The 12,646-nt window shown below is 71.5% G+C and carries 7 protein-coding genes; all 7 read left to right on the top strand.

The annotated features are described in order from the left end of the window. The first annotated feature begins 22 nt into the window (after nt 1-22). A complete protein-coding gene (gene glgB, locus ACFXKZ_RS01155; RefSeq protein ID WP_379995064.1) occupies nt 23-2,299 on the top strand; it encodes a 1,4-alpha-glucan branching protein GlgB in 2,277 nt (758 codons plus the stop codon). Nucleotides 2,300-2,533: 234 nt separating this feature from the next. Beyond that, on the top strand, nt 2,534-2,860 hold the full coding sequence (locus ACFXKZ_RS01150; protein WP_379995063.1) for a WXG100 family type VII secretion target: 327 nt from the start codon (nt 2,534-2,536) through the stop codon (nt 2,858-2,860). Then, nucleotides 2,860-9,888 (top strand): toxin glutamine deamidase domain-containing protein, encoded by a 7,029-nt coding sequence (locus ACFXKZ_RS01145; RefSeq protein WP_379995062.1) that lies wholly within the window; start codon nt 2,860-2,862, stop codon nt 9,886-9,888. The genes ACFXKZ_RS01150 and ACFXKZ_RS01145 overlap by 1 nt, the downstream gene beginning before the upstream one ends. After that, a complete protein-coding gene (locus ACFXKZ_RS01140; protein ID WP_160161398.1) occupies nt 9,885-10,391 on the top strand; it encodes an SMI1/KNR4 family protein in 507 nt (168 codons plus the stop codon). The genes ACFXKZ_RS01145 and ACFXKZ_RS01140 overlap by 4 nt, the downstream gene beginning before the upstream one ends. Next, entirely contained in the window at nt 10,388-11,398 is a 1,011-nt protein-coding gene (locus ACFXKZ_RS01135) for an SMI1/KNR4 family protein (RefSeq protein ID WP_379995059.1), read from the top strand. Before ACFXKZ_RS01140 ends, ACFXKZ_RS01135 begins: the two co-directional genes overlap by 4 nt. Before the next feature lie 31 nt (nt 11,399-11,429). Then, the gene (locus ACFXKZ_RS01130; protein WP_379995057.1) at nt 11,430-11,852 is read left to right on the top strand and encodes a YwqJ-related putative deaminase; all 423 of its coding nucleotides are present in this window, start codon (nt 11,430-11,432) and stop codon (nt 11,850-11,852) included. Then, nucleotides 11,849-12,592, top strand: coding sequence for an SUKH-3 domain-containing protein (locus tag ACFXKZ_RS01125; protein WP_379995055.1), 744 nt, complete (start codon nt 11,849-11,851; stop codon nt 12,590-12,592). Before ACFXKZ_RS01130 ends, ACFXKZ_RS01125 begins: the two co-directional genes overlap by 4 nt. The last annotated feature ends 54 nt before the right edge of the window (nt 12,593-12,646 follow it).

Below are 12,646 nucleotides of genomic sequence, written 5' to 3'. Positions count from 1 at the left end.
AACGTCTCAGGAGGTCCCATCCGTGACGGCCCGTCAGGACAGCGCGTCAACCGAGGACGGCGGGGTCGCCGGCCGTCCTGCCAAGCGTTCGGCGGGGCGTGCCCGCCCCCGGCCGACCGGCCGGCCCGGGGTGCCACCGTTGGCCGCCGACGAGTTGCGCCGTCTGGTGGACGGCGGCCATCACGATCCGCACGGGCTGCTCGGCCCGCATCCGCACGTGCCCGGCGTGGACGGCGTGGTGGTGCGGGTGCTGCGGCCGTGGGCCCGTGAGGTGATCGTGGTCACCGGAGAGCACCGGGTGCCGCTCACCCACGAGGCGGAGGGGCTGTTCACCGGCCTGCTGCCCGGCACCGAGGTGCCCGACTACCGGCTCGAGATCCGCTACGACGGCACCGAGCTGCACACCGACGACCCGTACCGCTTCCTGCCCACCCTGGGCGAGTTGGACATACACCTGATCGCCGAGGGCCGGCACGAGCGGTTGTGGGACGTGCTCGGCGCGCACGTGCGCTCCTACGAGACCGCCAACGGCCCGGTCACCGGCACCTCGTTCGCGGTCTGGGCGCCGAACGCGCGCGGGGTGCGGGTGGTCGGCGACTTCAACTACTGGGACGGCATCGCGCACCCGATGCGCTCGCTGGGCTCCTCCGGGGTCTGGGAGCTGTTCGTGCCCGACGTCGGCGACGGCACCAAGTACAAGTACGAGATCCTGGGCCGGGACGGGGTCTCCCGGCAAAAGGCCGACCCACTGGCCTTCGCCACCGAGCTGCCGCCGTCCACCGCGTCGGTCGTGCACACCCCGACCTACACGTGGTCGGACAAGGAGTGGTTGGAGAAGCGGGCCGAGACGGTCCACCACATCGCGCCGATGAGCGTGTACGAGATCCACCTGGGCTCGTGGCGACCGGGCCTGAGCTACCTCCAACTGGCCGAGCAGTTGCCCGCCTACGTGACCGAGATGGGCTTCACCCATGTGGAGCTGCTGCCGGTGGCGGAACACCCGTACGGCCCATCGTGGGGCTATCAGGTGTCCTCGTACTACGCGCCCACCTCGCGGTTCGGCAATCCCGACGAGTTCCGGCACCTCGTGGACGCGCTGCACCGGGCCGGGATCGGCGTCCTGGTGGACTGGGTGCCGGCGCACTTCCCCAAGGACGCGTGGGCGCTGGCCCGGTTCGACGGGACCGCGCTGTACGAGCACCCGGATCCGCGCCGGGGCGAGCACCCCGACTGGGGCACCCTGGTCTTCGACTACGGCCGGCACGAGGTGCGCAACTTCCTCGTAGCCAACGCGGTCTACTGGTGCGAGGAGTTCCACATCGACGGGCTGCGGGTGGACGCGGTCGCCTCGATGCTCTATCTGGACTACTCGCGCGAGCACGGCGAGTGGGCGCCCAACCAGCACGGCGGCCGGGAGAACCTGGACGCGGTGGCCTTCCTCCAGGAGATGAACGCGACGCTGTACCGGCGGGTACCCGGCGTGCTCACCATCGCCGAGGAGTCCACCGCGTGGGACGGGGTGACCCGCTCCACCGAGAGCGGCGGACTCGGCTTCGGGTTCAAGTGGAACATGGGCTGGATGCACGACTCGCTGGAATACATCCAGAAGGAGCCGATCCACCGGCAGCACCACCACAACGAGATCACCTTCTCGCTGATGTACGCGTGGAGCGAGAACTACATCCTGCCGATCAGCCACGACGAGGTGGTGCACGGCAAACGCTCGATGGTGGACAAGATGCCGGGCGACCGCTGGCAGCAGATGGCCAACGTGCGCGCCTACCTGGCCTTCATGTGGGCCCACCCGGGCAAGCAGTTGTTGTTCATGGGCTCGGAATTCGGCCACGGCGCGGAGTGGTCCGAGGCGCGCGGCCTGGACTGGTGGCTGCTGGACCACGCCGAGCATCAGGGCATCCGGGAGTTGGTCCGCGACCTGAACTCGGTCTATCGGAGCCGGCCGGCGTTGTGGACCCAGGACACCCGCCCGGAGGGCTTCTCCTGGATCGACGGCGGCGACGCGGCGTCCAACGTGCTGTCGTTCGTCCGGCACGGCGCGGCCGGCGAACAGCTGGTGTGCGTGTGCAACTTCTCCCCGGTGGTCCGGGAGGACTTCCGGGTCGGTCTGCCGCACGCGGGCCGGTGGCGTGAGGTGTTGAACACCGACGCGGCCGGCTACGGCGGCGCCAATGTCGGCAACCAGGGAGAGGTACGGGCCGAGGACGTGGCGTGGCACGGGCGACCTGCCTCCGCGTCGATGACGCTGCCGCCGCTGGCCGCTGTGTGGTTTGTGCCCGAATAGGGGTTGATGTGGCTTCCGGAAGCCGACGTTGCAGGGGCGACGTCGGCTTCCGGTCTGTTCGCGGTCTGTTCGCGGTCGGCTTCCGGAAGGCTCGCGGTCGGCTCCCCGGAAACGTGACACTCCGGCGAATCGTGAATTAGTGTCTTGCCTTCATGCCCCCGGAAGACGTCCCTCCGGAACCTGCCGGGGTCGATGCGACAGCCAGAGAGACATGGAACACGGGGGTGTTCTCACATGACGGCGGACGCGGGTACGGGGTACAAGGCCCTCCCCTCGGACTTCAAGACGGCGGGTAAGGCTTTCACCGACGCGGGACGCCGCGTGGCCGAGATCCGAACGACGCTCAAGACGTCCATCGAGGGCCTGGGCGAGTGCTGGGGGGACGACGACCTCGGCGACGGCTTCGCCAAGTCGTACAAGCCCGCCCGGGACAAGGTGCTGGAAGCGCTCGAAGCGCTCGCCAAGGGTCTCGGGGAAATCGGCAAGGGTCTCGACACGTCCGCCGGCAACTACCAGAAGACCGAGGACCACAACCGTGAGAGCTTCGGTGGCAAAGCCTGATGGCGGTCGAAGCGGGGGAGATAGTCGAGAAGGTCCTCGAACTGCTCGTCGGCGTCGACTGGCCGGAGGGCGACGAGGACAAGTGTGAGGCCCTGGGCAAGGCGTGGGAGCACGCCGCGACCGAACTCGGCAAGGTCGCGGGGGACCTCACCGCGGCGGTGAACAAGCTCAACGCCGCCAACGAGGGCAAGGGCATGGAAGCCTTCCTTCGGATGTGGGACAAGCTGAGCAAGGGCGAGAAGGCGTTCTTCCCGGCCCTGGAGGCGGCGTCCAAGGCACTCGGCGGCGCCGCGGACGACACGAGTGACACGATCTATGCCACCAAGATCGAGTTCGTCACGATGGCCACCATCCAGGGCGCGGCGATCCTGGCCCAGATCGCGGCCGCGCCGATCACCCTCGGCATCACCGCCGGTACCGCGGCGGCCTCGACCGCCGCGCTGCGGTTCTCGTTCATGCAGGTGCTGCGGCGGATGCTGGGCCGCATCGAGGCGTCGATGGTGCGCCGACTGCTCAAGAACGTCGCCCTCGAGGCACTGTCCGAGGTGCGCGACGACATCATCTCCCAGTTCATCCACATGACTTGGGGCTCTCAGGACGGCTACTCGATCAAGCAGACCGCGCTGGCCGCGGGCGGCGGCGCGGCGGGCGGGTTGGCCGCGATCGGCGTGAACGGGCTCGGCAAGAAGGTCTTCGGCGAGGGCGCCGAGTCCGGCATCAAGGGCGTCACCACGTCGCTCGCCTCCAACGTGAGCGCCGAGGTCGCGGGCACGGTGGCCACCGGCGGCCCGGTGAACTGGGAGACCTTCGCGAGCGGGGGGCTGGGCGGGGCGACCGATCACGCGGCGTCGAAGGCGGGCGATCGGGTCTCGAACGCGTTCAATGTCCCGAACATCGGCACGCCGAACCTGGGCGCGGGCGGGAACGTCGGCGGCAACAGAATCGATTCGACACTGAACCCGGATCGTGGGGGGTCGGGAAACGGCGGGGGGAACGGGGGGAGTTCGGACGGGTCGAACGGGTCCGGTGGGTCGAACGGGTCGAACGGCTCCGGGGGGTCGCACAACTCCAATGGGCCGAACGGATCGAACGGATCGAACGGGTCCAACGGGTCCAACGGGTCCAACGGGTCCAACGGGTCCAACGGGTCCAACGGTGGATCCGGTGGGAATCAGGGTTCGCCGCACAACAACTCTGGGAACTCGGGCGGGAATTCCGGGGGCCACTCGGGTGGCGACTCCGGGAACTCGGGAGGTAACTCCGGAAACCCCGGTGGGAATTCGGGGAACTCCGGGAACTCCGGTGGGAACTCCAGCGGTGACCACCGGCCCGCACACGCTCCGGTCGCGACCCAGAGTGCGTCGACGGCCCCGCCTCCCACGGCGGATACCTCGACGGTGCCTTCCGCACCGGCGCAGGGCCCGCCGGCCCACAGCGGCGGGCCGGCGCAGAACACCACGACCTACGTGCAGGCTCCGCCGCCGGGCGGCGGTCAGCCAGGTGGCGTGCCCGCGCCTGCCGGTGCGCCCGCCGGTGGCTCGCCCGCCGCGAGCGGCGCGCCCGCAGTGGGTGGTTCGCCGGCCGCGAGCGGTTCGCCGCACGGCGGTGGCGGGGTACAGACCGCCAATGCGGCGACGGGGGCTCCGGTCGCGGCCGGGCCGTCCTCGGCAGGCTCGACGTCGAGTGGCGGGCCGTCGCCATCCGGGCCGGGTTCGACCACGACCAACGTGTCGGCGACGACTACGGCCGCGGCCACGGGTACGGCTGCCGCCGGGGCCGGAAACGCGCACCCCGGCGCGGGGTCGGCCACGACGGGCAACTCCGGTGTGGGCAACGGGAGTACGACCGCGAACAACACGGCGTCCGGTCCGGCGGCGACCCGGCCTGCCGGTGTGACCACCAACTCCGGTGCCGGACAGAGCACTTCACCGAACCACAACGTGCCGAGCAGCGGCTCGCCGGACACCACGAACCGCATTCCGGGTCAACGCACGGTGGGCTCGGGCACCCCCGCCCACCCGAACACATCCCCCGACACCACGCCGCACACCGAGCACCGCCCGGACTCGGCCACCGACCCCACGCCGGACCGAACCACGGACCAGAAGCCGGACACCCGGCCGGACACCCACACCGAGCCCGGCCCGGACCCGACCACGGACGCACGCCCGGACTCGGATGCCCGGCCGGACCCGACCACGGAGACCCGGCAGGACTCGACGCCGGACACCCGGCCGGATCCGACCGGCGACACCACGCCGGACTCTCGACCGGACCCGACGTCCGACACGACACCGGACGCCCAGCCGGACCCGACCGGGGACACCACGCCCGACGCCCGGCCCGATCCGGACGGCGATGTCACGCCGGATGGTCGGCCCGACACGAGGTCCGACGCGACTCCGGATACCCGGCCCGACCCGGCCGGCGAACCGATCCGGGACGGCTCGCCCGATCCGGACGGCGAGGCCGCGCCGGACGCTCGGCCGGATGCCACGCCGGATCCGCAGCGGGGCACCGATCTCAGCGCCGATCCCTCGGCCGACTCGCACAGCGGCGATGCCTCGCCGCGCCCGGGCCGGGATGCCTCGCCGACGCGGGACGGCTCGGACGGTGGCGTCACCGTGCTGCACCTGCCGCCCGTCGGCCCGCAGCGCGGCGCTTCGATCAGCCCGGCCCCGGCCGGCCGGCTCGGCGACGCCCTCGACGGATTCGGCAACCGCGTCCGCAATCTCTTCGGTCGAGGCCCCGACGCCTCCCCGAACGTCGCCCCGGACACCGGCCCGACCACCGATGCCGGCCCGAACTCCGGTCCGTTCCGGCCGAGTTCCGACTCCGGCACCACCTACGACTCGACGCCGTACGGCAATTCCCGCCCGGCCTCCCCACAGCCGGACTCGCCGCAGAATCCGGCCGGGCCGCTGGCCGACCGCCCTCCGCTGAACGACGGCCGCCCGCTGTACGAGACCGGCGGCCTGATGCCGCCGAGCGCGCGCGACCAGTCGGCGCTCGTCGACGCCGTCCCGCGCGCCTCCGACGGCACCCCCGTGGTGCACCCGGATCCTCGCGTCGACGGCTGGCTCCCGCTGCAGAACGACGGGGGCATCGACGTGCCCGGTCGGGCCAACAACTGCATGGACGGCGTGCTGGCCTTCGGCAACACCTGGTTCGGCCGCCCCGAGGTGGCCGCGCCGCGGATCCCCGGTGAGAACGGCGGCGAGACCAGGGCACCGGAGCGGGCCCAGCGCGAGATCGGCGGGAACTGGACGCCCCTGGGCCAACGCCCGGACGGCAGTACCGACATCTCCGGCGCGTACGGCGAGATCGAGGCGCGGCTGCGCGACGCGGGGCCGGGCGCGCTGACGTACATCGTCACCTCCAGACCGACCGAACCGCGGATCCAACCGGACGGCACGATCGACACCGGCCGGGTCTCGCACGCGTGGGCCGCGGTCAACGTGGACGGCGACGTCCTGTGGGTCGACCCGCAGTCGGGCGAGGTCATGCCCGAGCCGTATCCGGACCAGATCCGCGTATGGGCGCTGCCCGTGGACGCGAACGCGCGGCCGATCGACATGTCGGTGCCGCCGACCACGCGCCCGGCCGGCCCGACCCCGGACGCCACCGGACAGCCGAACCCGGCCCGCCCGGACGCCGATTCGACCACACCCGACCACCACACCGACACCCCGGACACCACGCCGGAGTCGAGTGCGGACACGACACCGAAGTCGCCCCACACGGAACCGAATCCGACCGCGGACTCGACCCCGGACGCGCAGCCGGACAACACCCCCGACGGCGCCCCGGATGCGCGACCGACGCCGGAAACCGACACCGCCTCGGACGTCACCCCGGGCACCCACTCGGACGCGGAGCCCGACACCGCGCCCGACACCCGTCCCGACACGAAGCCCGACCCGACCCCCGAGGTCACCCCGGACTCCGACCCCCGTCAGGACACCACACCGGACCCGTCCCCCGACCCGACGCCGGATCGGGACACCGAGGCCGCCCCGGACGGGGACGGCACGCCCACCCCGGAGGCGAACACCGATCCCTCCCCGGATCGGGACGCCACGCCGACCCCGGACCCCGTGGGCGACCCCGACCCGGCATCTCACCCGACCCCGGACGCGACGCCCGCCCCGGTCCGGGACGGCAACGGCGACACCACCATCGACGCGACCCCGCAGCCGGGTGGCCCGCTCACCACGACGCCGCCCGGCGCCCCCGTACGGCCCGATCACACCGGCCCGTTCCGCAACACCCTCCAGAGCCTCGGCGACCGCATGCGCGTCCTCCTCGGCCGGGGCCCGGACATCGACCCCGGCCCGAACCACCCCGGCCCGGCGGCTCCCCCGTTCCAGGGCGGCGGCCCGTTCCACCCGAACCCCAACACGCCGTCCCCCTACAACGGGACGCCGTACGGCAACACCCCGGTGGCAAACAATCCCTACGCGCAACCGATGCCGCACCACACGCCGCCGCCCACGTCCGGCGGTCCGATGGCGGGCCGCCCGCCGCTGTCCGCCGGGCGTCCGTTCAACCAGCCCGGCGGCCTGCTCCCGCCCACCTGGAGCGATGTAAGCGCGTTGAACAACGCGGTACCTCGCCACCCCGACGGCACACCCGTGGTGCACCCCGACCCGCGCCAGGGCCGCTGGTTCCGGTTGCAGAACGACGGCGGCCACCAGGTGCCCGGCCGAGGCATCAACTGCCTTGACGGCGTACTGGCCTTCGGCAACACCTGGTTCGGTCGACCGGAGGTGTCCGCGGCCCGCGTGCCGGGTGAGAACGGCGGCGAGACGAACGGCATGCAGCGCGCAGAGCAGGAGACCGGCGCGCCCTGGAACCGGCTCGACCTCAACCCGGACGGCTCGTCGAACCCGGGTGCCGCCTTCGCCCGGATCGATGCCGCCCTGCGGACTTCCGGACCCGGCTCGATCTCGTACATCGTCACCGAATGGCCCCCGCGCAACGAGGTCCAGCCGGACGGTTCGGTCCGGGTGGTGCGCAGTTCGCACGCCTGGGCCGCGATCAACGTGGGTGGCGACATCCTCTGGATCGACCCGCAGACGAATCAGATCATGAACCTGCCGCACCCGAACGCGATCACCGTCTCCGCGATCACGCTCGACCCGAACGCCCGACCGGTCCCCATGACGGCCCCGCCCGTCACCCAACCGGTCGCCCCACCCCCGCCGCCGCAGCCGCACAACCAGCAGCAACCACCGGTGAACCCCTACACCCAGCACCAACCACCGCCGGTACAGCCCAACCCGTACATGCAGCCGCCGCCGGTGCCACCCGCCCCGCACTTCCAGACGATGCAACCGGGCCCGTACGCCCACCAGCAACAGCCGCTACCACCGGCCCCGTTCACTCACGAGCCGGTGGTCCAGCCCAACCCGTACACCCAGCAACAACAACCGGGCCCGTACAACCAGCCCGGCCCGCACACCCAACAACCGTTGCAGCCCAACCCGTACACCCAACAACCACCGGTACAACCTGCCCCGCCGCACAACCAACAACCGATCCAACCCGGCCCGGTCCAGCCGACGCCCCCGCACACCCAGCAGCCCTTCCAAACGGGCCCCGTGCACCCCGCACCCCCGCACAACCAGCAACCGGTTCACCCCGCGCCGCACCACCCGCAGCCGTTCCAGACCGGCCCGGTGCACCCCGCACCGCCGCACAACCAACAGCCCTTCCAGACCGGCCCGGTCCACCCTGCACCGCACAACCAACAACCCATCCAGACCGGCCCCGTCGACCCCGGCAGCCACGTCCCCAACCCCGGTCAATCCGGACCCAATCCCAACCCCACCCCCGCTCCGACCCCGGCCACTCCCCCGCCGCCGCGGCACACGCAGGCCAATCCGCCCGGTCCGATCGACACCACGCCGCCCCTCGCGCCGCCGATGCAGGCCAATCCGCGCCCGCTCGGCGAGCCCGCGACCACGGCGAGTCCGACCGGCGATCGACCCACCACGCACGACGGTCGGCGCGACGACATCGAGCGTGAGGTCGGCGACTTCATGGCGACCCGCCCGGCCGCGGAGAACTTCGACCCCAACGCCGCGATCAACGCCAACTCCCCCACATCACCCACCACTTCGCCGACGCCGAACCCGAACCCGCCGAAGCCGGACGACGTCCGAGGCGGCCAGTCGCCCTACGACCTCGACGTCACGCGCGACCCGTCCTTCATGGCCGACCGCGCGAATCTGACCTGGGACACCCACCGCGGCGACGCCGAGTTCGAGATGCCGCAGAGCGCCCGCTCGAACAACCCGCACCCGGACACCGGCGCACCGCCCCGCAACAACCTCAATCGGGCCACGATCCGCCGGATGTTCGACGCCTCCGGCATCGACGCGCTGGTCAACCACCCGAACCCGGACGAGCTGACCAGCGCCGAGCGCCAGGCCAGGGACGAGTTCGACCGCCTCCTGCGCGGCGCCGACGGACGACTGCTGACCGGCCCGGACCTGGCGCAGCGCATGAACGACCTGGCGCTGCGCGGCCGGGACATGACCGGTGCTCCCCGCTACCCGATCAACTCGGGATACGCGGGCCGGATCGTGCACTTCGCGAGCCCGACGCTGGACAACCACTTCCCCGACGGCGTCTACATCAACCTGCAGGGTTATCCGGACTTCACCACCTACGCGGTGCGCACCATCAATCTTCCGCACACCGTCGTCGCCCCGCCCGAGCGCAGCGATTTCCCGCCCGGCCCGGACGGCACCAAGAAATTCAAGGAAGCTCGTCAGGAAGCGAACGACGACCAGCGCAAGCTCGATATTCGCCAGGCCAACGCGGAATTCAGAAACGATCCGATGTGGGCCGGCGTCCGCCCGGGCCGCAGCGCTCCCGGATACGTCTGGCACCACGTCGAGGGCACACGCACCATGATGCTCATACCGTTCGCAGTACACTACGCGGTGAAACATCACGGTGGTATCGCCAGCGCCATGGCCCCCGATCCCGCGTCCGGCAACCCTGGAGTCCAGCCTTGACCGTCGAATTGACGCCGCGAGGAACCCTCTCGGAAGAAGCCCTGCGCGAACTCGAGGAAAAACTCGGGTTCGCCCTGCCGGCCGAATACCGGGCCTGGCTCGCCGCCACCAACGGTGCCGACTTCCCGGTCGCCGCCCAGCTCATGCCGCGTGGCCTGGACCCGGAGGACGACCTCTACGGCCACCGCACCGGCGGCGATCCGCAGACCGAACTGCTCTACGCCCACGGCTATTGCCGCGATGTGCTCACTCGGGATTATCTACCGGTCACCCGCCTCACCACCGGAATCGTGGCGATCAAGGTGACCGAACCCGAATGTGGCTCGCTCTGGTATTGGAGCGAATCGACCCTCGACACCGACGAGGAATACACCCCCGAATACATCTCGACCCACCTGCTCCGTCGGGTGGCCGATACCTTCGCCCAATTCCTGGAGCTGTGGGAGATCGACCCGACCTCCCCGTTCCTGGATTCGGCAGATCCGGAACGGACCGCGCCATGACCGATATCGGTGCCGCGGCCGGCGACTCGCCGGCCGCCGAATTCGCGGGCTCGATCGTCGATTTCGGCCGCACCTCGCGCAGTCGGGTCTACCCCGACGGGGTCTTCGTCGACCTGTACGGATTCCCGGATTTCCTGCCGTACGCGCGGGTGGTGATCGAGGCCGCGCCGATCCCGCCGGGGCTCGGTGTCGACGAGGCCAGGGTCACCGACGTCCTCGCGGCCAACCTCGCGGCGGCCGGAACCGGCGATCCGCTCTACCGGGACCTCGTGGAGACGGCGACCCCGCGCGGCTGGACCTGGCATCACGCGCCGCACGCGCGCCGGCTGTACCTGATCCCGGTGGACGTCAAGAACGCGATGCGCCACCACGGCGGGGTGGCCACGATGACGTCGGTCGACCGGGACCGCACCGGCCTGTGGAGCCCGGTCGAGCAGGCCCGGGTGCCGGTCACGCTGCACGTCGGCCGACCGCTGACCGACGTCGACCTGACCCACCTGGAGGGCAAGTACCTCAAGTACCGACTCCCGGACGCCTACCGGGCGTTGCTGATCGACAACGGCGCCGGCCCGCCGGCCCGCCCGGCGGTGCACCCGCGCCACGGGTTCGTGTTCGACCAGCAGTTCTTCAACCTCTACGGCGCATACGACCCGTACGACCTGCTGGACGTGGCGGCCCGGTTCACCGACCGGCTGACCGCCGACTTCCTGGCCGTCGCGTGGGTCCAGGGCGGCGCGCTGGTGCTCAAGACCCAGGGGCAGGACGCCGGTTCGGTCTGGTACTGGGACAACGACGACCGCTACGCCCGACAGGGCGACACCCCGGAGGCGACCGTCGCGCTGCTGTCCCGGCTCGCCGACGACGTCGGCACGCTGCTGGCCGACGCGTTGGTCCAAGTGCCCGGCGAACTCGACGAGATCGCCCGCACCGGGGCCGCCGGCGGCCACTACCGGCCGATCGTCGTCGACCACGCGGGCGCGGGCCTGCCCGCCGACCTGCGTCCCTGACGCGGCATCACGAAGGGAACGGACGAGACCGATGTTCGACAATCAGCTGCCGCCCGGCGTCGGTGCGGCGTTGCAGCGCCCCGGCCGGGAGCCGATGACGGCGGTGAGCGCGCACACCACGCTCGTGGACCTGCACCCGGCCGTGACCGCGCTCCTGGACCGTACCGAGCCCGCGATGCGCTCGGTGTTCCACGGGCGTTGCCCGGACGCGGCGTTGTTGTCCGAGGTCGCGGTCGAGGCGGAGGCGTCGTTGGCCGCCGAGGGTGTGCACGACCCCGACCACGAGGCGGTGCTCGACCGGATGCGGCACCTGCTGCGCGGCGCGGCGCTGGCCGCGATCCTGCTGCGCGAGCCGAACGACCCCGCGCACGAGCGGCCGATCCCGCCGTGTTCGTCCTGCGCGCCCGCGCTGGCCGATCTGGGCGTGACGATCCTGGAGGTGCCCGCGTCATGAGCGATCGTTTTCCCGAGGCCGTGGCCCAGGCTCTGACGGCCACCGGTTGGCAGCCCGGCATCCACATCCCGGAAGAGGAACTGCTGCGCTGGTACCGGGCGTTGGGCACGGCCGGGATCGATGTCCCGCCGAGCGCGATCAAGGCGCTGTGGGAGTTCGGCGGGATGACGGTGCATCAGTACGGGCCCGGCACGGACATGTCCCGGATGCCGTTCCGGATCGACCCGCTGGTCGGGCTGTACGCGGGCGACGTGCTCGCGGCGTACGGCGCGGCGCTGGGCCGGCCGCTCACCCCGGTCGGCGAATACGACCTGGGACGCGGCCGGTTGGCGATGGATCCGCGCGGCGCGGTGTACCTGTGGTGGGGCGACCTGTGGCATGTGGCCGACACGTTCGACGGCGCGCTGATCGCGCTGATCGAGGGCCGGGGGCCCACCCGCCTGAACCTGACGCTCGCCCGGGAGCCGCTGCCCCCGAAGCCGATCGACGAGCGCGAGGCCCGGGACAAGGCTCGACGGCACGTGGTCGGCGGCGGTCCGCACGCGCCGGTCGACTTCGTGATGAGCGAGTTCGAGTACGGCTGGCTGGTCCAGCCGATCTTCGCCGACCCCGACCCGATGGCCAACGTCGGCGCCGGCCAGTGGATCATCGACCGCCGCAACGGCCGGGTGACCCTGTGGCCGAGCCTGCCCACCGAGAACATCCTGGCCCTGTTCCGCGAACGCCACGTGGACGCGTAGCACCCGGCATCAACCGGCCCGCACGCCGATGCGCCCCGGAACCGCGTGGGTTCC

Source organism: Embleya sp. NPDC059237 (assembly GCF_042754105.1).
Classification (GTDB): Bacteria; Actinomycetota; Actinomycetes; order Streptomycetales; family Streptomycetaceae; genus Embleya.
The sequence above is the reverse complement of the archived record's forward strand: the minus strand, read 5'-3'. Positions and strand labels throughout refer to the sequence as shown.

What these genes read in the sequence shown, in the direction of transcription:
- ACFXKZ_RS01150 (WP_379995063.1), top strand. Translation starts at nt 2,534, where the DNA reads ATGACGGCGGACGCGGGTACGGGGTACAAGGCCCTCCCCTCGGACTTC.
- ACFXKZ_RS01135 (WP_379995059.1), top strand. Translation starts at nt 10,388, where the DNA reads ATGACCGATATCGGTGCCGCGGCCGGCGACTCGCCGGCCGCCGAATTC.
- ACFXKZ_RS01125 (WP_379995055.1), top strand. Translation starts at nt 11,849, where the DNA reads ATGAGCGATCGTTTTCCCGAGGCCGTGGCCCAGGCTCTGACGGCCACC.
- ACFXKZ_RS01130 (WP_379995057.1), top strand. Translation starts at nt 11,430, where the DNA reads ATGTTCGACAATCAGCTGCCGCCCGGCGTCGGTGCGGCGTTGCAGCGC.
- ACFXKZ_RS01145 (WP_379995062.1), top strand. Translation starts at nt 2,860, where the DNA reads ATGGCGGTCGAAGCGGGGGAGATAGTCGAGAAGGTCCTCGAACTGCTC.